Annotated in this window: 22 protein-coding genes and 1 pseudogene; 7 read left to right on the plus strand and 16 right to left on the minus strand. The window is 61.6% G+C overall.

Going from position 1 to position 22,603, the window contains the following annotated elements; genetic code table 11:
* The first annotated feature begins 4 nt into the window (after window positions 1-4).
* On the plus strand, window positions 5-943 hold the full coding sequence (gene tagQ, locus AB4O22_RS27500) for a type VI secretion system-associated lipoprotein TagQ (RefSeq protein WP_003206902.1): 939 nt from the start codon (window positions 5-7) through the stop codon (window positions 941-943).
* A 230-nt stretch (window positions 944-1,173) separates the two neighbouring features.
* Here the strand turns inward: tagQ and AB4O22_RS27505 are convergent, their stop codons facing one another.
* Window positions 1,174-1,557, minus strand: a complete 384-nt coding sequence (locus tag AB4O22_RS27505) for a DUF6124 family protein (protein ID WP_460097600.1) — start codon at window positions 1,555-1,557, stop codon at window positions 1,174-1,176.
* Window positions 1,558-2,090: 533 nt separating this feature from the next.
* On the opposite strand from AB4O22_RS27505, the gene AB4O22_RS27510 reads away from it, so the two are divergent.
* The gene (locus AB4O22_RS27510) at window positions 2,091-2,471 is read left to right on the plus strand and encodes a hypothetical protein (RefSeq protein ID WP_003206897.1); all 381 of its coding nucleotides are present in this window, start codon (window positions 2,091-2,093) and stop codon (window positions 2,469-2,471) included.
* Between the two features lie 69 nt (window positions 2,472-2,540).
* Here the strand turns inward: AB4O22_RS27510 and AB4O22_RS27515 are convergent, their stop codons facing one another.
* The 6 genes from AB4O22_RS27515 to exbB form a co-directional block, all read right to left on the minus strand.
* The gene (locus tag AB4O22_RS27515) at window positions 2,541-3,941 is read right to left on the minus strand and encodes an aminoacyl-tRNA deacylase and HDOD domain-containing protein (protein WP_223471319.1); all 1,401 of its coding nucleotides are present in this window, start codon (window positions 3,939-3,941) and stop codon (window positions 2,541-2,543) included.
* Between the two features lie 79 nt (window positions 3,942-4,020).
* A complete protein-coding gene (recG, locus tag AB4O22_RS27520; protein ID WP_223471321.1) occupies window positions 4,021-6,096 on the minus strand; it encodes an ATP-dependent DNA helicase RecG in 2,076 nt (691 codons plus the stop codon).
* 9 nt (window positions 6,097-6,105) lie between these two features.
* A complete protein-coding gene (locus tag AB4O22_RS27525) occupies window positions 6,106-7,026 on the minus strand; it encodes a hydrogen peroxide-inducible genes activator (protein WP_003206891.1) in 921 nt (306 codons plus the stop codon).
* A gap of 169 nt (window positions 7,027-7,195) precedes the next feature.
* Complete coding sequence (locus tag AB4O22_RS27530; RefSeq protein ID WP_460097602.1) at window positions 7,196-7,957, minus strand: energy transducer TonB; 762 nt, start codon at window positions 7,955-7,957, stop codon at window positions 7,196-7,198.
* The gene (exbD, locus tag AB4O22_RS27535) at window positions 7,954-8,382 is read right to left on the minus strand and encodes a TonB system transport protein ExbD (RefSeq protein WP_003206888.1); all 429 of its coding nucleotides are present in this window, start codon (window positions 8,380-8,382) and stop codon (window positions 7,954-7,956) included. The genes AB4O22_RS27530 and exbD overlap by 4 nt, the downstream gene beginning before the upstream one ends.
* 6 nt (window positions 8,383-8,388) lie before the next feature.
* A complete protein-coding gene (exbB, locus tag AB4O22_RS27540; protein WP_003206886.1) occupies window positions 8,389-9,360 on the minus strand; it encodes a tonB-system energizer ExbB in 972 nt (323 codons plus the stop codon).
* 188 nt (window positions 9,361-9,548) lie between these two features.
* Here exbB and AB4O22_RS27545 point away from each other — a divergent pair, with 188 nt between their 5' ends.
* Window positions 9,549-10,406: an SDR family oxidoreductase gene (locus tag AB4O22_RS27545; protein ID WP_460097604.1), complete on the plus strand. Its 858-nt coding sequence runs from the start codon at window positions 9,549-9,551 to the stop codon at window positions 10,404-10,406.
* A gap of 233 nt (window positions 10,407-10,639) precedes the next feature.
* Window positions 10,640-11,539 carry a DMT family transporter gene (locus AB4O22_RS27550; RefSeq protein ID WP_003206882.1) on the plus strand — a complete coding sequence of 300 codons (900 nt, stop codon included), beginning with the start codon at window positions 10,640-10,642 and terminating at the stop codon, window positions 11,537-11,539.
* Window positions 11,540-11,590: 51 nt separating this feature from the next.
* On the opposite strand, the gene AB4O22_RS27555 is transcribed toward AB4O22_RS27550, so the two are convergent.
* The 6 genes from AB4O22_RS27555 to AB4O22_RS27580 form a co-directional block, all read right to left on the minus strand.
* Window positions 11,591-12,331: a hypothetical protein gene (locus AB4O22_RS27555; RefSeq protein WP_003206881.1), complete on the minus strand. Its 741-nt coding sequence runs from the start codon at window positions 12,329-12,331 to the stop codon at window positions 11,591-11,593.
* Window positions 12,332-12,387: 56 nt separating this feature from the next.
* Window positions 12,388-12,768 carry a RidA family protein gene (locus AB4O22_RS27560; protein ID WP_003206880.1) on the minus strand — a complete coding sequence of 127 codons (381 nt, stop codon included), beginning with the start codon at window positions 12,766-12,768 and terminating at the stop codon, window positions 12,388-12,390.
* 24 nt (window positions 12,769-12,792) lie between these two features.
* Window positions 12,793-14,898 (minus strand): bifunctional GTP diphosphokinase/guanosine-3',5'-bis pyrophosphate 3'-pyrophosphohydrolase, encoded by a 2,106-nt coding sequence (gene spoT / locus AB4O22_RS27565; RefSeq protein WP_003206879.1) that lies wholly within the window; start codon window positions 14,896-14,898, stop codon window positions 12,793-12,795.
* 60 nt (window positions 14,899-14,958) lie between these two features.
* A complete protein-coding gene (rpoZ, locus tag AB4O22_RS27570; protein WP_003177259.1) occupies window positions 14,959-15,222 on the minus strand; it encodes a DNA-directed RNA polymerase subunit omega in 264 nt (87 codons plus the stop codon).
* Window positions 15,223-15,389: 167 nt separating this feature from the next.
* On the minus strand, window positions 15,390-16,010 hold the full coding sequence (gmk, locus tag AB4O22_RS27575; protein ID WP_003206877.1) for a guanylate kinase: 621 nt from the start codon (window positions 16,008-16,010) through the stop codon (window positions 15,390-15,392).
* A gap of 10 nt (window positions 16,011-16,020) precedes the next feature.
* A complete protein-coding gene (locus AB4O22_RS27580; protein WP_003206875.1) occupies window positions 16,021-16,884 on the minus strand; it encodes a YicC/YloC family endoribonuclease in 864 nt (287 codons plus the stop codon).
* Between the two features lie 273 nt (window positions 16,885-17,157).
* Between AB4O22_RS27580 and rph the strand changes: the two genes are divergently transcribed.
* Both rph and AB4O22_RS27590 read left to right on the plus strand, forming a co-directional pair.
* Window positions 17,158-17,880: a ribonuclease PH gene (gene rph, locus AB4O22_RS27585; protein ID WP_003177262.1), complete on the plus strand. Its 723-nt coding sequence runs from the start codon at window positions 17,158-17,160 to the stop codon at window positions 17,878-17,880.
* 31 nt (window positions 17,881-17,911) lie between these two features.
* Window positions 17,912-18,280, plus strand: a complete 369-nt coding sequence (locus tag AB4O22_RS27590) for a DUF4870 domain-containing protein (protein WP_013694558.1) — start codon at window positions 17,912-17,914, stop codon at window positions 18,278-18,280.
* Window positions 18,281-18,455: 175 nt separating this feature from the next.
* On the opposite strand, the gene AB4O22_RS27595 is transcribed toward AB4O22_RS27590, so the two are convergent.
* Entirely contained in the window at window positions 18,456-19,235 is a 780-nt protein-coding gene (locus AB4O22_RS27595) for an exodeoxyribonuclease III (protein WP_013694557.1), read from the minus strand.
* Between the two features lie 82 nt (window positions 19,236-19,317).
* On the opposite strand from AB4O22_RS27595, the gene pyrE reads away from it, so the two are divergent.
* Window positions 19,318-19,962 carry an orotate phosphoribosyltransferase gene (gene pyrE / locus AB4O22_RS27600; RefSeq protein WP_003206873.1) on the plus strand — a complete coding sequence of 215 codons (645 nt, stop codon included), beginning with the start codon at window positions 19,318-19,320 and terminating at the stop codon, window positions 19,960-19,962.
* An 87-nt stretch (window positions 19,963-20,049) separates the two neighbouring features.
* Here pyrE and argB read toward each other — a convergent pair whose 3' ends face one another.
* Both argB and AB4O22_RS27610 read right to left on the minus strand, forming a co-directional pair.
* A complete protein-coding gene (gene argB / locus AB4O22_RS27605) occupies window positions 20,050-20,955 on the minus strand; it encodes an acetylglutamate kinase (protein ID WP_003206871.1) in 906 nt (301 codons plus the stop codon).
* Window positions 20,956-20,982: 27 nt separating this feature from the next.
* Window positions 20,983-22,386 (minus strand): annotated as a pseudogene (locus AB4O22_RS27610) (phosphomannomutase/phosphoglucomutase); the annotation flags it as partial.
* Window positions 22,387-22,603 lie beyond the last annotated feature (217 nt).

Consider the following 22,603-nt stretch of genomic DNA (forward strand, 5'->3'; position numbering starts at 1 on the left):
AACTATGCTTTTCTCCCGTAAACCATTTGCTTCGGTTTCCAAGCGTCACTTGCTGATGGTCGCTGTCGGCTTCAGCACTGTACTGACCGGCTGCGCCACGTCGCCGACTTCCAAAGTCGCCTCGAGCACCAAGGTCGAGTACTACCCGAACTGCTACGAGCCGGTGCAGCACTTGCGCTCCACCGAAGGCAACATGACCAAGTCCGTGGTCACCGGCGCTGCCGTCGGCGCGGTTGGTGGTGCACTGCTGGGTGCCCTGACCGCGGATAAGGAAGACCGTGGCCGCAACGCCGCCATCGGTGCCGCGGGCGGCGCCCTGGCCGGTGGTGCAGCTGGTTACTACACCGAGCGCCAGAAGCAGATCGCCGATGACAACCAGCGCATCGCGTCCTACGCCGCCGACGTCAACAAAAGCGTCTCCGACATCGACCGCAGCACCGCCTACGCCAAGACTTCGCAGCAGTGCTACCAGAACGCGTTCAGCAAACTGGTTGCCGACCGCAAGGCCAAGACCGTCAACGACACTGAAGGCCGCAAGCGCCTGGCAGAAATCGTCGCCGGCCTGAAAGAGTCGAACGACCTGATTGTCGCGGTCAACGGCAAGGCTTCCGAAGACCTGAACAACTACACCCAGGCTTACGAGAAAGACCTGCAGCAAGTGGGTGTGCAGCGTACTGACGTGGTGACCGTGGCTACCGCCGATACCACGCCGGTCGTGGCGCAGACCAGCACCAAGACCAAGAAGAAAGTGACGCCGGCGAAGAAGAAAGAACTGCCAGTCGTGCCGAAAGAAGCGGTGACCACCGAGAAAACCCTGCAGACCGCCAAGGCCAAGCAGGATGAAAGCAAGCAGGTCGCTAGCGCCGGTACCACTCAGGTCAACAGCATGTGCAAAAACCCGGACCTGGGCGACTGGGCACCGGTTCCTTGCCCGAATGTTTGATTGAGTGATGGCGGCTGCTCGCTGATCAGCAGCTAAAACCTGTGGGAGCGAGCTTGCTCGCGATAGCGTCGGTTCAGTTGGCATTAATGTCGACTGACCCGCCGCCATCGCGAGCAAGCTCGCTCCCACAGTTGTTTTGAGTTGACTGTGGTATCCGCGACAACCCAACTCCCCCTGTGGGAGCGAGCTTGCTCGCGATGGCGTCGGCCCAGTCTGCATCAATACGAACGCTACCCCTTGGCCCCAGGCGTCGCCATCTCCTTGGTTTCCAGATGATCCAACGCCCGCTCAACCAATAGCTGAACCCCATCGGCCATGCGGCTGATCGCCAGGGCCACGCAGCGGCGTGAGTCATCCACGTCGTCAGCCAGGTCGGCGGCGATGGTGCTGATGGAGAGCAGGTCTTCGGAGGCGTTGGCCAGCAGGGTTTCGGTGTCGATGTGGGGGGACACAATGAAGAGTTGGTTTTTGTCAGGCTCGGGCGGTGAGGCGGGCTTGGGGTTGAGGTAGTAGTCGAGGGCGCGGGTGGCGGCGTCATCGAGCCGTTTTTCTTCGAGGATTTCGACGCGGGATTTGCGTTCGTTTTGCGGCGGATTCGGAGTTGCTTTGAACATGATTAATTATCCGATATGTAATTGATTGGAAACTGACACCTCTCGTTGCACCGAAGAAGGTGGCAGCTACGCGCGGGTGTGCAAGACCGGGCATATCGGACCCCGGCAGACCTCGAGAGTCTCCCGCGCGCAGCCGCCATAAACACACCAATACAGGCATGAGCCGTTTGGCGTAGCAGTTGCGCGCCGATATGTACCGGACTTGCACGTCCGTGTCACCGTTTTTTGCGATGACGAACAGAGGTTAGCGGCGCTCGTAAGCGCTGCCTAGTTCTTGAACAACCCGGCGTTTTGAAGGAAATGTCCGAGGAACAGGAGGGCAAAAAGATCAAAAGATCGCAGCCTTCGGCAGCTCCTACGGAAATCGATGTAGGAGCTGCCGAAGGCTGCGATCTTTGATCTTCGGTTTCGTGACTTGGCAGTCATCTTTCGCGAAAACCAGCTCATCTTCCGCCAAAGCGATCCGATGATGGCGTTACGCCGAAGAATCGCTAAACTGCCAGCCATTCATCTTTCATCACGAGGCTGTGCCCATGAAATTTCGTTTTCTGCTGTGGATGCTGGGGTTGTTGATGGGCAAGGCCAGTCGGACCAATCCGGCGTTCCAGCAGCAGTTGGGCGACAAGGAATTGGTGTTTCAGCTGCAAACCCTGGACGGCAAGGTCGCCCGGCATTTCACCGTGAAAAACCAGCGCATCACCAGCCAGTCCGGCACCTACCCGGAGCCTGCGTTCGCCATCGCCTTCAAGGACGCCGCCTATGGCTTTGCCACGATGCAGGCCAAGAACAAGCAACTGGCGTTCATGACGGGGATTCAGGACAAGTCGATCCAGATCAAGGGCAACCCGGCGCTGGTGATCTGGTTTCAGGGGTTGACCAAATACCTGAAGCCGAAGAAGTCTAAGAAGACTTAAATCGAGCGGGCCATGTTTGATCGTTCCCACGCAGAGCGTGGGAAAGATCAAATGACCGGGCGAGCCTATTCAGCCGTGGCTGAACTGCGAAGCCAGTTCGCGCAGCAGCACTTCCGCCTCGAGCACTTTGCTGACTACGTCGTTGACCTTGTCCCGAGACAGGCCTACGCGCTCGAGCAATGCATCGGGAATTTCCTCGTCCGGGCCGGAGCCGATCCCTCGCGAGCGCAGCAGGCGTACGGCCAGGCATACCAGGTTCGGGTAGGCGGCGTATTCGCCGTCGTAGTGCGGGTCGTGCTGGAAGCGCAGGGCGGTGGCCAGTTCGTCGGGCATGTCCCAGTAGCGCATCAACCAGGCGCCGATCTGCTCGCGACTGATGCCCAGCAGGTGCTGTTCCACGTAGCTGTGGCACAGGTGCGGGTTGACCTCCAGGTGCCGGCAGATCAACGAGAAGTGCGGCGGGAATACGTGGGCCAGCAGCAGATAACCGAAGTTGTGCAGCAGGCCGGACAGGTATGTCAGGCCACCTTCGGGACGCTGGGCACGCGGCATGGCGCGGGTCAGGCCTTCGATGACGGCGGCGGTGTAGATCGACTGGTGCCAGTACGGCGTGGTGTGTTGCGGGTGGTCCTTGGGCAGGCTCAGGGTCTTGCCCAAGGCCAGGCCCAGCGCCAGGTTGATCACCAGGTCGAAGCCCAGTACCCGCACGATGGCATCTTCCACCGAACGAATCTTGCCGGGTGATGCGTAGTAGGGCGATGCCGCCCAGCTCACCACTTGCGCGGCCAGGGCCGGGTCGGTTTCCACCACGCCGGTGATGTCATCGATGGTCGCGTCCGGGTCGACCCGCAGCTTGATGATTTTCTGTGCGGTTTCAGCCAGCGGCGGAATCTCGATGGTTTCTTCCAGCCGTTGCTGGATACGCCGGGCGGTGAACGCCTGCACAGCCTGGGTGATTTCCGCGCGGTCGTCGTGCGGGCGGTCGAGGTTGGGGGTGATGTTGCTCACGGCTTCGCCGAACGTCGCGGCGCTGGCCTTGGTGAGCATGGTCTTGAACGCTTCGCTGGTGACTTCCAGCAACAGCCCCGGCTCACCGGAGTTGATCAGCAACTTCGGTTCGCGCAGCAGGCTTTCTTCGTACAGGCAGGGCGAGCTGGTGAGCGCCGGCAGGCCGGGCAGCAGGCTCAGGCTGTGCTTGCCGAGCATGCGCTCCAGACGTTCGGTCGGCACTGCCGTGAGTTTGCGACCAGTGAGTTCGGCCAGGCGGTTGAGGTCCAGCAGCTGGCTTTGCGGAAACAGCACCATGAGCGCGCCAACGGCATCGTGCAGCAACACCGCCTGCACTTTGCGGGCTGGGTTCAGGCCGGGGCGTTCGAGCACTTCGTCAAAGCCGACGCCCAATTTCTCGAGCAACAGCCGAATAACAGACGGAGCGTGCGGGGATTCGGGGACGAGGGCAGCTTCTGTCATGGTCTGTATCCGTTTTCCTACAAGTTGGTCAGTATAACCAGCTTGTCCGGTACGCGCGTCCGGAAAACTGAGCGCGTGCTCACACTTGGCCGTATTGCTGCCCGTGACGCAGCCAGCGATCCAGCAGCGGGCTGACGTGGTCGGGCCAGCGTTCCAGCAGCGCCTGGGCGGCATCGCGTACGGCGGGAAGCAGGTCGGCGTCGCGCATCAGGTCGGCCACCTTGAATTGAAGCAGACCGGTCTGGCGCGTGCCGAGCATTTCACCGGGGCCGCGCAATTCGAGGTCTTTTTCGGCAATAACGAAACCGTCGTTGGTTTCGCGCATGATCCCCAGACGCTGGCGCCCGATCTGCGACAGCGGCGGGTGGTACAGCAGGACGCAATGGCTGGCGGCACTGCCCCGGCCGACGCGGCCGCGCAGTTGGTGCAGCTGCGCCAGGCCCAGCCGTTCGGGGTTTTCGATGATCATCAGGCTGGCATTGGGCACGTCGACGCCCACCTCGATCACCGTGGTCGCGACCAATAGCTGCAGGGCGCCGGCCTTGAACTCAGCCATGACGGCGGCTTTTTCGGCGGGTTTCATGCGGCCGTGGATCAGCCCGACCTTCAACTCGCCGAGTGCGGCAGTGAGGTCTTCATAGGTGGTTTCGGCCGCCTGGCAGGTCAATTCTTCCGACTCCTCAATCAAGGTGCACACCCAATAAGCCTGCCGCCCTTCGGCGCAGGCGCTGCGCACGCGCTCGATCACTTCCACCCGTCGGGTGTCGGTGACCAGCACGGTATTGACCGGCGTACGGCCAGGGGGCAGTTCGTCGAGGATCGAGGTGTCGAGGTCGGCGTAGGCGCTCATCGCCAGGGTCCGCGGGATCGGCGTCGCGGTCATGATCAGTTGATGAGGGCACATCCGTCCGCCCACGCCTTTCTGCCGCAGGGCCAGGCGCTGTTGCACGCCGAAGCGGTGCTGTTCGTCGATGATCACCAGGGCCAGGTTCTTGAACTGCACTTCGTCCTGGAACAGCGCATGGGTGCCGACCACCATCGGCGCGCCTTCGGCGATCTGTGCCAGGGCGGTTGTGCGGTTCTTGCCCTTGAGCTTGCCGGCCAGCCAGGCGACTTCGATGCCCAACGGTTCGAGCCAGCGCTGGAAGGTGATGAAATGTTGTTCGGCCAGGATCTCGGTGGGCGCCATCAGCGCCACCTGATAACCGGCCTCCAAGGCCTGCAGCGCTGCCAGGGCTGCGACCACGGTCTTGCCAGCGCCGACATCGCCCTGGATCAGCCGCAGCATCGGCTCGGGCTGGCTCAGGTCGTAGGCGATTTCGTTGCCGACCCGTTGCTGGGCGCCCGTGGGGGTGAAACCGAGGTTGGCCAGGTAGCGGGCCGGCAGATCCCTGGCCTTGGGCATGGCCGGGGCGCGCAGGGAACGCAGGCTTTCGCGCAGGCGTTGCTGGGACAGTTGATGAGTCAGCAGTTCTTCGAACGCCAGGCGGTGCTGGGCCCAGTGATGGCCGAGGGCGAGTTCGTCGACGTCGGCATCGGCGGGCGGATGGTGCAGGTAGCGGATCGCATCGGCCAGGGGCGCCAGGTGGTAATCCCGGGCCAGTTCCGTGGGCAGCCAGTCGGGCAGGCTGCTGGGGCCGAGCAGGGTCAGGGTTTGCTGGCAGAGCTGGCGCAAGCGCTGTTGGGTCAGGCCTTCGGTGAGCGGATAGACCGGGGTCAGGGTTTCATCCACGGGCGGCGGTTCGCCGCCGGTGATGGCGCGGTATTCCGGGTGATAGATCTCCAACCCCGAAGCCCCGGGTCGCGCCTCGCCGTAGCAGCGCACGCGGGTGCCACGCTTGAGGCCTTCCTTTTGTGCATTGCTGAAATGGTAGAAGCGCAGGCTGAGCCCGCCGGTGCCGTCCTGCAAGCGCACCACCAGGCTGCGTCGACGGCCCATGACCACGTCGGCGCCGCTGACGGTGCCTTCGATCACCGCATCCTGCCCCGGGCGCAAATGGCCGATGGGCACCACGCGAGTGCGGTCCTGGTAACGCAGCGGCAGGTGGAACAGCACGTCCTGGAGGTTTTCCAGGCCTACCTTGGCCAGTTTCTCGGCCATGGCTTCACCGACACCCTTGAGTGTCGTGACCGGCACTTTCGACAGCTCAGTCATGGCCGTGGCTTACTTGCCAGCGGGCGGCTTGGCCACGGAGCACAGACGGATCGAGTCGGCGAGGATCTCGATGGCCTTGGGCCGCGGGAAACTGGCGCGCCAGGCGATGGCAACGGTGCGGAACGGCACGGGCGGCGTCAGTGGGCGGACTTCGATCACGCCGGGGGCGTAATGATGGCTGTCCACCGCCGACAGCGGCAGGATCGAAATGCCCAGGCCTGAGGCGACCATGTGGCGGATGGTTTCCAGGGAGCTGGACTCCACAGTGGTGTGCTTGGCCCCTTCGCTGCCCTTGGTCAGGGTCGGGCAGGCTTCGAGCACCTGGTCGCGGAAGCAGTGGCCTTCGCCAAGCAACAGCAGGCTCTTGTCGTTGAGCAGGGCGGCGTCGATGGTTTTTTTCTGGGTCCAGGGGTGCTGGGCCGGCATCAGGACGTAGAACGGTTCGTCGTAGAGCGGCAGGGTCAGGACGTCGGCTTCGTTGAACGGCAGGGCGATGATGATCGCGTCCAGCTCGCCGTTGCGCAGCTTGTCGCGCAGCACATGGGTGAAGTTTTCTTCGATGTACAACGGCATCTGCGGGGCGACCCGGTGCAGTTGCGGAATCAGGTGCGGGAACAGGTACGGGCCAACGGTGTAGATCGCGCCGACTTTCAGCGGGGCGGTCAGCTGGTTCTTGCCGGCCTGGGCCAGTTCGCGAATGCCCTGGGCCTGCTCCAGGACCTTTTGCGCCTGGGCCACGATGCCTTCGCCTACGGGAGTCAGGCGCACGGCGCTTTTGCTGCGCTCGAAAATCAGCACACCGAGTTCGTCTTCAAGCTTTTTCACGCCCACCGAGAGCGTCGGCTGGCTGACGTGGCAACGCTCGGCCGCATGGCCGAAATGCTGCTCTTGGGCGAGGGTCACGATGTAGCGTAATTCTGTGAGGGTCATGGCGAGCGTCCGTGAAGTTGCGAGCCAAGCATACCGGCTGCAATCGATAGACGCACGTTATCAGACTGGGGGTGCGGTGTGACACTGTCCAATGTTTCTGTGGCGAGGGGATAAATCCCATCACCACAGAAACAAGAAGCCCCTGTTACAGGGGCTTGCAAAGTTGGGATCAACGCCGGCGCTTGTCGATGGAGTACACAAACGGTGCCGTCAGTTCGATGGTGCCGTTGGTCAGCAGCTCCGCCGGCGGCTTGGGCAGCGGTTGGGCTTTGCGGATCATTTCCAGGGTGGCCCGGTCCAGGGAGTCCGTGCCGGAGCTGCCCACCAGTTCGAACGACAACACGTTACCTTCGGCATCTACCACGAAGCGCAGGCGGTTGGTGCCTTCCTTGTTCATCTGCCGGGCCCTGAGCGGGTACTCCTTGTACTTGCCCAGGTGCGCCAACAGCGTGCCCTGCCAATTGGCCTTGGCAGCCGATTGCGCAGGCGACGGGCCAGGCGCCGGTTGCGCGGACTTCTCGGCCACTGACTGGGTTGGCGGGGTGTCGCTGGGCTTCTGCTCCGACGGCTGTTCCTTCGGCGGCTCGGGCTTTTTCTCCACCGGTTTGGGCTTGGGCTTGGGCGGTTGCGGCTTTGGCTTGGGCTTGACCGGCTTGGGCACGGAAATCTCCGGCTTCGGCGCTTCGGCAAGCTTGGGCAGCGGCAGTTCTTCGACCGGCTCGGGAGGTTGCGGCGGTGTGACGACTTTGGGCGGTGCCGGTGGCGGTGGGGCGGGTACCGGCGCCAGCTCGACCATCATTGCCTGGGGAGGCAATTCGATGGGCGCGCGTGATGTCCAGTTCAGCGCCAGGGCGATGGCGAGCGCATGCACGCCCAGCACCACTGCCAGGCTACCGCTGTAACGCGTCAGCTTTTGGCGCGTCGTGATCATTTCTTGGGCGCCGTCTCGAGTCCGACCAGACCGACCTTCAGGTAGCCGGCGCCTCGCAGTGCGTCCATCACGCTCATCAGGTCGCCGTAGTCCACGCCTTTGTCGGCCTGGAAGAAGATCGTCGTGTCTTTCTTGCCCTGGGTCTTGGCGTCGAGGGTCGCGCCGAGGGTTTCGGCCTTGACCTCGTCTTCACCCAGGAACAGGCGCTGGTCGGCCTTGACGCTGAGGAACACCGGTTTCTCCGGCCGTGGCGAGGGCTTGGCCGTCGACGCCGGCAGGTCAACCTTGATGTCCACGGTGGCGAGCGGGGCGGCCACCATGAAGATGATCAACAGCACCAGCATCACGTCGATGAACGGCGTGACGTTGATTTCGTGGTTCTCGGCCAGATCGTCGTCTGCGCCTTCTTTCAAATGCAGGCCCATGGCCGATTACCCCACTTTCACCATGTGCGGTTGCGAGCCACGCTCGGGCGGCAGGTGGTCGAGGTCGCGGCTGACCAGCAGCAGGACTTCGGCCGAAGCGTCGGAGACCTGGGCCTTGTAGCCGGCAATGGAACGGGCGAAGACGTTGTAGATCACCACGGCCGGGATTGCCGCGACCAGGCCCAAGGCCGTTGCCAGCAAGGCTTCGGCGATGCCGGGTGCGACGACGGCGAGGTTGGTGGTCTGGGTCTTGGCGATGCCGATGAAGCTGTTCATGATGCCCCACACTGTGCCGAACAGGCCGACGAACGGCGCGGTAGAGCCGATGGTGGCGAGCACGCCGGTGCCGCTGCTCATATTGCGACCACAGGCGGCGACCAGGCGCTCGAGACGGAAGCTCACGCGTTCCTTGATGCCTTCTTTCTCGCGGCTGTTGGCCGACAGGCGCATCTCTTCGAGTGCGTCATGCACCAGCAGGTTGGCAAGAGTGCCTGCCTTCGCGGCAGTGACGCTGGCTTCCTTGAGGGTGGTGGCTTTTTTCAGGGCGGCGATTTCACCGCGCAAGCGACGCTTGGCACCCAGCAGCTCGAAGCCTTTGGCAATCCAGATGGTCCAGGTGATGATCGAGGCGATGGCCAGGCCGATCATCACGATTTTCACGATGATGTCGGCGTTCTTGTACATGCCCCATGGCGACAGGTCGTGGGCCATGCCCAGGGAGTTGTCGGCTTCGAGCATTTGAGGTGCGTCGGCTTCGACGGCTTGGGCCGGCTCGGTGGCGACAGGCGTGGCAACGGGAGCGGCCGGGTCGGCCGGTGCCTGGGCAGCAGCTGGTACGGTGGCCGGGGTCGTGGCGGGCGTCTGTGCATCGGCGAATGCGGCGGCCGGTGCCAGCAGCAGGCTGAACAGCAGGGCGGCTACCGTGCTCCAGGCACGAGGTCGATTGGTTGGCGAAGCGGGGGATAGAGAGCGTTTCATGCTGGCCGGACCTGAGAGGAAAAAGAAGGTTGATGTTCTTCCAGGCCTCGTGGGCCGAGAACAAAAGTGGTGGGCATTATTGCAATTAATTCTTGTTAACAAAAGTAATACAGTTACTTTTTTTGTCGCATGGCTAGCCGCTCGTCCCCTGCGAAGGCTAGTCTGCGGCTTTGCCAGAGGAGTTCTTGATGTCCGCGCCTTCTGTTTTGATCGCCGGCTGCGGTGATATCGGCGGCCGCCTGGCCAGCCAGTTAGTGGCCGAGCATTGGCAAGTCCATGGCCTGCGGCGCACGGTTTCGAAGCTGCCAGCGGGCGTCGTCGGGGTGGCGGGGGATTTGTTCAGCGAGCAATGCCCCGCCGACTGGCCCACCGGGTCACTGGATTACCTGGTGTACAGCGCCGCGGCCACCGACCATGACGAAGCGGGTTATCGCACGGCTTATGTCGAAGGATTGCAGAATGTGTTGAGCTGGTTGAAGCAGCATGGGCAGCGGCCCAAGCGTCTGCTGTTTGTGTCCAGCAGCAGCGTTTATGGGCAACAGCAGGGCGAATGGGTGGATGAAACGTCGCCAACCGTGGCCGGCGGGTATTCCGGTCGGCTGATGCTCGAAGCCGAGCAAGTGGCCTTGGACAGTGGCATCCCGGCCAGCCGCGTGCGCCTGACCGGCATCTATGGGCCGGGTCGGGAATGGTTGTTGAGTCAGGTGCGCCAAGGCTATCGCGTCGTGATCGACCCACCGCTCTACGCCAATCGCATCCACGCCGACGATGCCGCCGGCTTGCTGGCGTTCCTGCTGGAGGCTGATCGCCAGGGCCAGGTGCTGGACGATTGCTACATCGGCGTCGACGACGCCCCTGCGCCGCTGGCCGAGGTGGTGGGCTGGTTGCGTGAATACATGGGCGTCACCCAGTGGTCCGAAGACGCCAGTGTGCGTCGCGCCGGCAGCAAGCGCTGCAGCAATGCCCGGGCGAAGGCCTTGGGCTGGGCGCCGCGTTATCCGAGTTTTCGCGAGGGGTATGCGGCGATTCTGGAAGGGCGCTGCTGACACGGGTCCGCTCGGCGTGTGCTCGATGATGTCGTTCGGCGCCAAGGGCTAGTCCTTGGGTTCTTACCTTCCAGGTCTTGACTTGGTTCATCGAGCTCGCCGAGCATTATCCGTTGCTTGCCGAAGCCAAGAGTTATCTGCGGGCCACCCGCAACCGTTTCAGCCATCTTTTGCGTCGTCGATGTGGGCCAACATCCCGTCGAATGACCTAACAGCGACAAGGACCGTCATCAATGCAAGCCAGTTTCAGCAAAGGCGTTATCTTTGCACTCTCCGCCGCCGCACTTAACGCCACGATAGGCGTGCTCAGCAAAGTGCTCATGAGCAATGGTTTCACCGCCAGCAGTGTCGCCGTCATAAAGACTGTCCTGGGTTGTCTGCTGCTCTCGGCCTTGCTGCTGTTTATCAAGCGTCCGGCGACGACGGCCAAATGGACCCAGGCGGCGATCTGCGCGTTTCTCGGTATCTTTGTGCTGTTCCACTTCGAAACGGCTGCCTATCGGCATTACGCTGCGGCGGGTGTGGTGGTGATGCTGATGGCCAGTGCTTCCATTTCCTCGATTGTGCTCGGACGCATCATCCTCAAGGATGCGATCACCGCGAACGCCACTGTGGGTGCCGCCTTGGCGATCGCCGGAATCGCGGTGATCTTTGGCGCCGATCTACAGCAAGGCTTCACGCTCCAAGGCGTTGCACTCGCGTCCATGGCGGGCTGCGGCTATGGGGCGTTTTCGGTGGCCATGAAACGGATGGGCGTGTCCGGTGGGCTGCACTTCACTCGTCAGTTGCTGTTCTTCGGCAGCCTGTACTTGCTGATGCCGGCTTCTGCCGACGGCTTCGTGATCGGTGAGCTGTCGCCCTGGGCGATTGCCGCACTGCTGGCGCTGGCCGCGCTGCCGACCATCCTCGGTTTTTTTTGCACCACCAAGGCAATCGAGTACCTCAAGCCATCCCAGGTGCAAGCCTTGGAGCTGACCGAGCCGCTGTTCGCCGCACTGCTGGCATTTGTTGTGCTCAATGAAGTTCCGCGCGAAAGCCTGTACCCGGGCGCACTACTGATCATCCTTGGGCTGTGTTTCTCCAATGAGCTGATCCGCCTGGGTAGAAAAAAGCCTGTCCCGTCTCGCGCGTGAACCTTTGCCGGGAGAGGGCGCTCGTATAGTTATTTCAAAGCGCCCTATCCTTTACTGCTTTTCCAGCAACCATCGCCGGGTGCCCGGCGTGAACGAAGGCATTTCATCGGCCAGCGCGGCGTTGACGGTCTGGAAGATCTCCAGCTTCTTGCCGTCGCGGGCAAAGATCCAGGTGTTGCCCTGGCCGTTCTGTTGCAGCCAGATGTTGTCGTTGCCACCGCTCATGGAGGCGCAATCGCCGGCCAGACACAAGGCGTAGCGATCGGCACCCGGCAGGCCGCTGACCTGGCCGTCGGGCTGGAACTGCACGGTGGCGCCCTGGCCGGGGCCGCTGGCGATGTTCCAGGTGCCGCCCAGGTAGGCGGCATACAGCGCACGCTCGAAACTGGCACCGATGGGCGCGCCTTCCGGTACCTGGACTTGTGCGCGATCGAACACCTGCTGCGGTTCGTTCTCGGTGGCGGCCTGGCTCAACTGGTCGCCATCGCGCTTGAGTTCGCTGGCGGAGCTGCCGTAGAAATCGACTTTCCAGGCGCCGTCTTCTTCGCCCAGCAATTTGCCTTCGACGTTTTCAAAACCGTTGGTGTAGCGCGCCTGACCGGCCCGGGTGTTGACGTCCCATTCCAGGTTCGGGCCATAGCCCTGCAGCGCTTCGCGAAGCGGGCCGCCCTTGGCGGCAGCGTCGATGGCTGCCTGGTTGATCCAGGTGCCGCTGATGTCACGGTCGGCAGGGTCGCTGGCGCAGCCGCCCAGAAGCAGGGCTGCCAGCGAGAGAGCAAGCGCTTTGCGCATGGTGGAATCCTTTCAAGACGAAAACGGCGCAGCGGGGGAGGCTGCGCCGGCCTTATTTACTCGATGACCAGGATGGCATCCATCTCAACCTGAGCGCCCTTGGGCAGGGCGGCCACGCCGATGGCGGCGCGGGCAGGGTAAGGCTGGTCGAAGTACTTGCCCATCACCTCGTTGACCTTGGCGAAATGGCTCAGGTCGGTGAGGAAGATGTTCAGCTTGACGATGTCCTTGAACGAACCACCGGCGGCCTCGGCCACGGCCTTGAGGTTTTCGAACACCTGCACGGTCTGGGCTTCGAAGCCTTCCACCAGTTCCATGGTTTTCGGGTCCAGTGGAATCTGGCCCGACATGTACACGGTGTTGCCGGCCTTGATCGCCTGGGAATAAGTACCGATGGCGGCGGGGGCCTTGTCGCTGGTGATAACGGTCTTGGTCATGAATGACTCCTGATAACGAATGGGCTACGCGCGCATCCGGGTGATGCGGATAACGCCGGTCAGGGCGCGCAGTTTCTTGATCACGCGGGCCAGGTGCACACGGTCGTGCACGCTAACCACCAATTGAACGACGCTGATGCGGCCATCGCGTTCGTCCATGCTGATTTTTTCGATATTGCCGTCGGCGGCATTGACGCTGCTGGCCAGCAGGGCGATCAGGCCGCGCTGGTGTTCCAGCTCGACCCGCAGCTCGACGTTGAATTCGCCGGTGACATCCTTGGCCCAGGAGAGCTGGATGCATTTTTCCGGGTTATGACGGATTTCGCTGATGTTGCGGCAGTTGTCCAGGTGCACGACCATCCCTTTGCCGGCGGACAAGTGGCCGACAATCGGGTCGCCCGGAATCGGCGTACAACACTTGGCATAACTGAGCACCAGGCCCTCGGTGCCGCGAATCGCCAGCGGGCCTTCGGGGCTTGGCAACTGTTCGCCTTCGCCGAGCAGGCGACGGGCAACGACGTAGGCCATGCGATTGCCCAGGCCGATGTCTTCGAGCAGGTCTTCGATCAATTCGAGACGGTATTCGTGGAGCATCAGTTGCACGCGCTCGACCGGGATCTTGTCGAGCGAGCTGTCGAAACCGTTCAGCACCTTGTTCAGCAGGCGTTCGCCGAGGCTGATGGATTCGGAGCGACGTTGCAGTTTGAGGGCGTGACGGATATGGGTGCGGGCCTTGCCGGTGACCACGAAATTGAGCCACGCCGGGTTGGGTCGTGCGCCGGGGGCGCTGACGATTTCCACCGTGGAACCGCTTTGCAGCGGTTCGGACAACGGCGCCAGGCGGCGGTTGATCCGGCACGCGATGCAACTGTTGCCGACGTCGGTGTGCACCGCATAGGCAAAGTCCACGGCCGTGGAGCCTTTGGGCAGCTCCATGATCCGGCCCTTGGGCGTGAAGACGTAGACCTCGTCCGGGAACAGGTCGATCTTCACGCTCTCGATGAATTCCAGGGAGTTGCCGGCGCGCTGCTGCATTTCCAGCACCCCCTTGACCCATTGCCGGGCGCGGGCGTGAGTGCTCTTGGGTTGTTCGTCACCGCTGGATTTGTACAGCCAATGGGCGGCGATGCCGTTGTTGGCCATTTCTTCCATTTCGCGGGTGCGGATCTGGATTTCGATGGGTACGCCGTGCATGCCGAACAGCGTGGTGTGCAGCGACTGATAGCCGTTGGCCTTGGGGATCGCGATGTAATCCTTGAAGCGCCCCGGCAACGGTTTGTACAAATTATGTACAGCGCCCAGCACGCGGTAGCAGGTATCGACCTTGTCGACGATGATCCGGAACGCGTAGACGTCCATGATCTCGTTGAAGGCCCGACGCTTGCCGCGCATTTTCTTGTAGATGCCGTAGAGGTGTTTCTGCCGCCCGCTGACTTCGCCTTCGATGCCGTCGATGGCCAGGCAGTGGCTCAGCGACTCTTCGATCTTGTTGACGATTTCCTTGCGGTTGCCCCGGGCGCGCTTGACGGCCTGGTTTATCCGCGCCGAACGCATCGGGTGCATGGCCTTGAAGCCGAGGTCTTCGAACTCGATGCGGATCGCGTGCATGCCCAGGCGATTGGCGATGGGGGCGTAGATTTCCAGGGTTTCCTTGGCGATGCGCCGGCGTTTTTCGCCGGACAGCACTTCCAGGGTGCGCATGTTGTGCAGGCGGTCGGCGAGCTTGACCAGGATCACGCGAATGTCGCGGGCCATGGCCATGGCCATTTTCTGGAAGTTTTCGGCCTGGGCCTCGGCCTTGGTCTCGAAGTTCATCTGGGTCAGCTTGCTGACCCCGTCGACCAGTTCGGCCACGGTTTCGCCGAACTGCGCCTGCAGCGCTTCCTTGGCAATGCCGGTGTCTTCGATCACGTCATGCAGCATCGCCGCCATCAGGCTCTGATGGTCCATGTGCATGTCGGCAAGAATATTCGCCACCGCAAGAGGATGCGTGACGTACGCCTCGCCGCTGCGGCGGCGCTGGCCGTCGTGGGCTTGTTCGGCGTAGAAATAGGCTCGGCGGACCAGATTGACCTGGTCCGTGCCGAGGTAGGCCGATAAGCGATCGGCGAGGGCGTCTATGCTCGGCATGATGATGACTCCTGCCGTTTGCTGTGACCCCGCGCCGTGCTACGTCGACCAGGCATAGGCTTAGACCGCCTCGTTGGACTCGTCCTCGAACGCTGCGAACAGCGGTTCGTCTTCGACGATTTCAGCGTTGGCGATGAACTCGTAGCTCATCAGGCCTTCGGCGATTTCACGCAGCGCTACTACGGTAGGCTTGTCGTTTTCCCACTGGACCAACGGCTCTTTGCCACCGGTGGCCAGTTGACGGGCACGCTTGGTAGAGAGCATGACCAGCTCAAAGCGGTTTTCCACGTGTTCTAGGCAGTCTTCAACGGTTACGCGGGCCATGGTATTCCTCGGAGCGAATGCAATATGCGCGCTGCCCGGTTGGGCGAGCGGACTCGACAGTTTAAAAAAACACCAGCGTTTAGGGAAGCGCTGATTTTTTAACCAAACCCCTCGGCGCGCTGCGACTACCAATGTAAAGCCGTCGCAGCGGTTTTGGGAAGGGCTGTTCAGCCCAACAATTCGGCTAATAATTTGCCGAAACGTTGCTGTTGGCGTTTCTGCTGCAGCTGGCTGGCGCGGAAAATCGCCTTCAGGTCGTCCAGCGCGTGGGCGAAATCGTCGTTGATGATCAGATAATCATAGTCGACGTAGTGACTCATCTCGCTGACCGCTTCGCGCATCCGGCCCTCGATGATGTCGTCGCTGTCCTGGCCACGGTTGGTCAGGCGCTGGCGCAAGGCTTGCTGGCTTGGCGGCAGGATGAAGATCGACCGGGCCTGGGGCATCAGCTTGCGCACCTGCTCGGCGCCTTGCCAGTCGATTTCCAGGATCAGGTCGTGACCTTCGTCCAGGGTCTGCTGCAAGTAGCTTTGCGAAGTGCCATAAAGGTTGCCGAAAACTTCGGCGCGCTCCAGGAAGTCGCCGTGCTCGGCCATCTTCACGAACTCTTCGCGGTCGACGAAGTGATAGTTCACACCATTCACTTCGCCCGGGCGCATGGCGCGGGTGGTGTGCGAGACCGAGACGCGGATCTGCGGTTCGGCGTCGATCAGTGCCTTGACCAGGCTGGTCTTGCCGGCGCCCGAGGGCGCGGAAATGATGTAGAGGGTGCCGGTGCTGTGGGTCATGTCGTTAGCCTTACTCAATGTTCTGCACTTGTTCGCGCATTTGTTCGATCAACACCTTGAGGTTGACCGCCGCCTGGGTGCTGCGCGGGTCGAAGGCTTTGGAGCCCAGTGTATTGGCTTCGCGGTTGAGCTCCTGCATCAGGAAGTCGAGGCGGCGACCGGCCGCACCGCCGGACTTGAGCACCCGGCGAACTTCGATGATGTGGGTGCTCAGGCGATCCAGTTCTTCGGCCACGTCGCTCTTTTGCGCGAGCATGACCATTTCCTGTTCCAGGCGTTGCGGGTCCAGCTCGGCCTTCATGTCGGTGAAACGGTCGAGGACTTTCTGGCGCTGGGTGGCGAGCATCTGCGGGACCAGTTCGCGCAGGGTGCTGACGTCTTCTTCAATGGAGGTCAGGCGCTCGTTGATCAGCCGGGCCAGCTCCGCGCCTTCGCGCTCGCGGCCGGCCTTGAGTTCCTTGAGGCCTTCATTGAACAGTGCCATCGCCTCGGCGTTCAGCGCCTGTGGGTCGCTCGCATCGCCCACCAGCACGCCGGGCCAAGCCAGGACTTCCAGTGGATTCAGGGCAGCAGGGTTCTTGATCAGGCTGGCGACGGTTTCGGCGGCGGCGACCAGTTGCGCGGCGCGCTCGCGGTCCACTTGCAAGGCTTTGCCAGTGCTTTCTTCAGTGAAGCGCAGGGTGCATTCCAGCTTGCCCCGGGACAGGCCCTGGCGCAGTGCCTCGCGTACACCCCCTTCCAGGTCGCGGAAAGACTCGGGCAGGCGCAGGTGCGGCTCCAGGTAGCGGCTGTTGACCGAGCGCAGTTCCCAGCTCAGCGTGCCTTGGGCCCCGGCTTTTTCGACGCGGGCGAAGGCGGTCATGCTGTGCACCATGGAGGTTCCTCGCAATGCAGGCCGGCACGACGGTGGTCGTGGGCCTGGAGTCTGTAAATTAAAAGCCCAAGGGCAGCAAAGGCGCAGGATTGTAGCGCAGTGAGGCGTATGCCCCAACCGCGCTTGCGACAAAGCGTGGCAGCCCGTCGGGCGGACCTCTGCGCGGCTTCGCTCGCGCCGGCTTTTTAGAGCCGCGCGACGTTTAACTGCCCTATGACGATTCACGGCTCTATAATGCTCGGCAGTTTTCCGTCCTCCGTACAGGTATTCCCTATGAAACGTCCAAGTGGTCGCGCTGCCGATCAGCTTCGCTCGATCCGCATTACCCGCAACTACACCAAACACGCCGAGGGATCTGTACTGGTCGAATTCGGTGATACCAAGGTCATCTGCACCGTCAGTGTCGAAAACGGCGTGCCACGGTTCCTCAAGGGTCAGGGCCAGGGTTGGTTGACGGCCGAATACGGCATGCTGCCGCGCGCCACCGGTGAGCGGAACCAGCGCGAGGCCAGCCGTGGCAAGCAGGGCGGCCGTACCCTGGAAATCCAACGCTTGATCGGCCGTTCGCTGCGTGCTGCTCTGGACATGTCCAAGTTGGGCGACGTGACACTGTATGTCGATTGCGACGTGATCCAGGCCGACGGCGGCACGCGTACAGCCTCCATCACTGGGGCCATGGTCGCCCTGGTCGATGCCTTGAAAGTGATCAAGAAGCGCGGTGGCCTCAAGGGTGGCGACCCGCTCAAGCAAATGATCGCTGCTGTGTCCGTGGGCATGTACCAGGGCGAGCCGGTACTGGACCTGGATTACCTGGAAGACTCCGCCGCCGAGACTGACCTGAACGTGGTCATGACCAGTGCTGGCGGTTTCATCGAAGTCCAGGGCACTGCCGAGGGCGCGCCGTTCCAGCCGGAAGAATTGAACGCTATGCTGGAGTTGGCGAAGAAAGGCATGAACGAAATCTTCGAACTGCAAAAGGCCGCCTTGGCTGACTGATCGATTCCCGCTTCAAGACAAGGAGAGCGTCATGAGTGATGAGCAAATCCTGCTGCCCCAGCCGAGCAAAGAGGCGCGTCAATGGGCAATGTTTTGTCACCTGTCCGCCTTGTTGGGGATCTGGATTCCGTTCGGCACGCTGATCGGGCCGCTGGTGCTCTGGCAGCTCAAGCGTGAGTCCGACCCGTTCATCGATGCCCAGGGCAAGGAAGCGCTGAACTTCCAGATCACCGTGGCGATTGCCTCGGCGATCAGCTTGCTGCTGATGGTCGTGGTGATCGGCTTCTTCCTCTTCGGCCTGGTGGCCATTGGTGCGTTGGTGTTGACCATCATTGGTGGCGTGAAGGCCAATGAAGGGCAGCCGTATCGGTATCCGTTTACCTGGCGGTTGGTCAAATAACGATCGATGAGTAACCCCCTGTGGGGGCGAGCCTGCTCGCGATAGCTGTGTGTCAGTCAACATCAATGTTGAATGTAACTGCGCCATCGCGAGCAGGCTCACTCCCACAGTGGAAATGGTTGTCCACAAAAAAACCGACACGGCTGTCGGTTTTTTTGTGGTTGCGAAACGACACTTAGATAGTCAGCGTCCAGTCGTAATCCACGATCAGCGGCGCATGCTGCGAGAACCGTGGCTGGCGCGGCAGGCGGGCGCTGCGTACGAAGCGGCGCAGCCCAGGCGTCAGCAGCTGGTAGTCGAAGCGCCAGCCAAGGTTGAGCATCTCGGCCTGTTCGTTGTCCGGCCACCAGCTGTACTGGTCGCCTTCACGGCTGACTTCACGCAGGGCGTCGACATAACCCATGTTGCCAATGATCTCGTCCATCCAGGCCCGTTCCGGCGCCAGGAAGCCAGGAGATTGTTGGCTGTCGCGCCAGTTCTTGATATCCAGCTTCTGTTGCGCCACGTACAGCGAGCCACAATAGATGTACTCGCGACGTTTGCGCCGCTGTTTATCCAGATAACGGGCGAAGTCGTCCATCAACTTGAATTTCTGATTCAAATCTTCATCGCCGTTCTGCCCCGAAGGGAGCAGTAAGGTCGCGATGCTGACCTTGTCGAAATCGGCTTGCAGGTAGCGCCCGTAGCGGTCCGCCGTCTCGAAACCGAGACCGTTGATGACAGCCTTCGGCTGCAGCCGCGAGTACAAAGCCACGCCACCCTGGGCGGGGACTTCGGCATCGCAGGCATAAAGGAAGTAACCATCCAGTTGGAAGGCTGCATCGTCCAGTTCAAAGGCGGAGGCGCGGGTGTCCTGCAGGCAGATGACGTCGGCATTCTGTGCTTGCAGCCAACTGAGCAAACCACGCTCGACTGCAGCCTGAATACCATTGACGTTCACACTGATGATCCGCATAAATGGCCCCAAAAATCACGTGCGTGTATGATACACGCCGTGTACCTATTTAGCTAAATCCGCGGTATTTGAGGCTTTTTTCATGCAGGCGTATCAGCGCGATTTCATTCGCTTTGCCATCGATCGCGGCGTTTTGCGCTTCGGTGAGTTCACCCTCAAGTCCGGGCGCACCAGCCCGTACTTCTTCAATGCCGGCCTGTTCAACACCGGTTCCGCCCTGGCGCAACTGGGTCGTTTCTATGCGGCAGCCATCGTCGAGAGCGGTATCCCGTTCGATGTGCTGTTCGGCCCGGCCTACAAAGGCATCCCGCTGGCCGCCACCACTGCCGTCGCCCTGGCCGAACACCACGGGCGCGACTTGCCTTGGTGCTTCAACCGCAAGGAAGCCAAGGCCCACGGCGAAGGCGGCAGCCTGGTGGGTGCACCGCTGACCGGCGACGTGTTGATCATCGACGACGTCATCACTGCCGGCACTGCCATTCGTGAAGTGATGCAGATCATCGGTTCCCAGGAAGGCGCCAAGGCCGCTGGCGTGCTGATTGCCCTGAACCGCCAGGAGCGCGGCAACGGTGAGCTGTCGGCGATCCAGGAAGTGGAGCGCGACTTTGGCATTCCGGTGATCAGCATTGTGTCGCTGAACCAGGTGCTGGAGTTTTTGGCCGACGATCCGCAGCTCAAGCAGCATTTGCCGGCGGTTGAGGCTTATCGGGCGCAGTTCGGCGTTTAAAGATTTGCACATTCCCTTGTGGGAGTCGGTGGGTAAAAAAAAACCCGCTCAACCAGGTTGAGCGGGGTCTTTTTTTACCGGTATCGCTTAAGGACGCTTGCGATTGCTGATCAACGTACCTACGCCGGTGTCGGTGAAGATCTCCAGCAGGATCGCATTTGGTACCCGGCCGTCGATGATCAACGAGCTGCCGACGCCGCCTTGTACCGCTTCCAGTGCGCAACGGATCTTCGGCAGCATGCCGCCGTAGATGGTGCCATCGGCGATCAGGTCATCGACCTGTTGGGTCGACAGTCCGGTCAGGACCTTGCCCGACTTGTCCATCAGGCCGGCGATGTTGGTCAGCAGCATCAGCTTTTCAGCTTTCAGTGCCTCTGCAACCTTGCCCGCCACCAGGTCGGCGTTGATGTTGTACGACTCGCCGTTGGCGCCCACGCCGATGGGCGCGATCACCGGGATGAAGTCGCCCTTGACCAGCAGGTTCAGCAGGTCGGTGTTGATACCGACCACTTCGCCCACATGACCGATGTCGATGATTTCCGGCTGGGTCATCTCCGGTGTCTGGCGGGTGACGGTGAGTTTCTTCGCCCGGATCAGCTCGGCGTCCTTGCCTGTCAGGCCGATGGCGCTACCGCCATGACGGTTGATCAGGTTGACGATGTCCTTGTTGACCTGGCCGCCCAGGACCATTTCCACCACATCCATGGTCTGCGCGTCGGTCACGCGCATGCCATCGATGAAGTGGCTTTCGATCGACAGGCGCTTGAGCAAGTCACCGATCTGCGGGCCACCACCGTGTACGACCACCGGGTTGATGCCCACGGCCTTCATCAGCACGATGTCGCGGGCGAAGCCGGTCTTGAGCTCCTCGCTTTCCATCGCGTTGCCGCCGTATTTGATCACCAGGGTCTTGCCGACGTAGCGTCGGATATAAGGCAACGCTTCGGACAGGACCTTGGCGGTGTTGGCGGCGGCTTCGCGTTCGAGGGTCATTCAGGGCTCCGGTAGTGCTTCAAAAAATCAAAACGGTAGTTGGAGATCAGGTGCAACACGTTTGAGTTGGGTGTGGAACACATCCTTGATGCGCTGCAGTTCGGCTTCGTTGTCGGCCTCGAAACGCAGTACCAGCACCGGCGTGGTGTTGGATGCGCGAACCAGGCCCCAGCCGTGGGGATAGTCGACCCGCACACCATCGATGGTGGTCAGTTCGGCGCCTTCGCCCCATTGAGCGTCGTGCAGTGCATCAATGATGCTGAATTTGCTCTCTTCGGTCACATGGATATTGATTTCTGGCGTAGAAATATCGTTCGGGAAGGTTGCGAACAGCTCTTCGGCGGTGGATTTCTCTTTGCTGAGGATTTCCAGCAGGCGCGCGGCGCTGTAGATGCCGTCGTCAAAACCGAACCAGCGTTCCTTGAAGAAGATGTGGCCGCTCATTTCGCCGGCCAGCAGGGCGCCGCTCTGTTTCATTTTCTTCTTGATCAACGAGTGACCGGTTTTCCACATCAGTGGACGACCGCCATATTCCTTGATCAGCGGCACCAGGCGACGGGTGCATTTGACGTCGAAAATGATCTCGGCATCCGGGTTGCGCGCCACCACGTCCTTGGCGAACAGCATCAGCAGGCGGTCCGGGAACACCACGCTGCCGGTATTGGTCACTACGCCCACGCGGTCGCCGTCGCCGTCGAAGGCCAGGCCCAGGTCGGCGTTGGTTTCCTTGACCTTGGCGATCAGGTCTTCGAGGTTTTCCAGCTTGCCCGGATCCGGGTGGTGGTTAGGGAAGTTGCCGTCCACGTCGCAGAACAGCGGGATGACTTCGCAGTTCAGGGCTTCGATCAGTTGCGGGGCGATCACGCCAGCCGCGCCGTTGCCGCAATCGACCACCACCTTCAGGCGACGGGCGAGTTTCACGTCCTTGACGATCTCATCGTTGTAGCGTGGAAGGATATCGACCTTGGTCACGCTGCCCTGGCCGCTGCTCAGGTCATTGGTCTTGAGGCGGGTATGCAGGGCCTGGATCTGCTCGTTGGCGAGGGTGTCGCCAGCGATGACGATCTTGAAACCGTTGTAGTTCGACGGGTTGTGGCTGCCGGTGAGCATCACCCCGGACTTGCCGGCCAACACGTTGGCGGCGTAGTACAGCGCCGGGGTCGGCACCAGGCCCACGTCGCTGACGTGGCAGCCACTGTCGGCAACGCCTTTGATCAGTTGTTCGACCAGCTCGGGGCCCGACAAGCGGCCATCACGGCCGACGCACACGTTCGGTTCGCCCTGGGCCAGGCTTTGGGTGCCAATGGCGCGGCCGATCCAGTAGGCGGTTTCGGCTGTGAGGGTTTCCGGTACCACGCCACGGATGTCGTAGGCGCGGAAGATGCTGTCAGGGAAGATCGGGGCGATTGCGGCTGGGGTGTTCATGGGCGGGGCGCTCTATCAGGAAAGTGACTGGACAGGCCGACGGTTAGCATCGGCAGGCTCAAGCTGAAGGGTATGACGGCGTTTTTGACAGAGAGTTCGTGGTGGGAAAGTGCCATGAGACAGCGTTACCCCGGCCTCGCTCGCCTAATACATTGATTCCGGGTGGGAAACCTAGCAGAAAGCCATTGCGCATTTTTTGTCCTGAAACACAAGCTTCACAAAC

It is taken from the genome of Pseudomonas sp. S3_B11 (assembly GCF_054667715.1).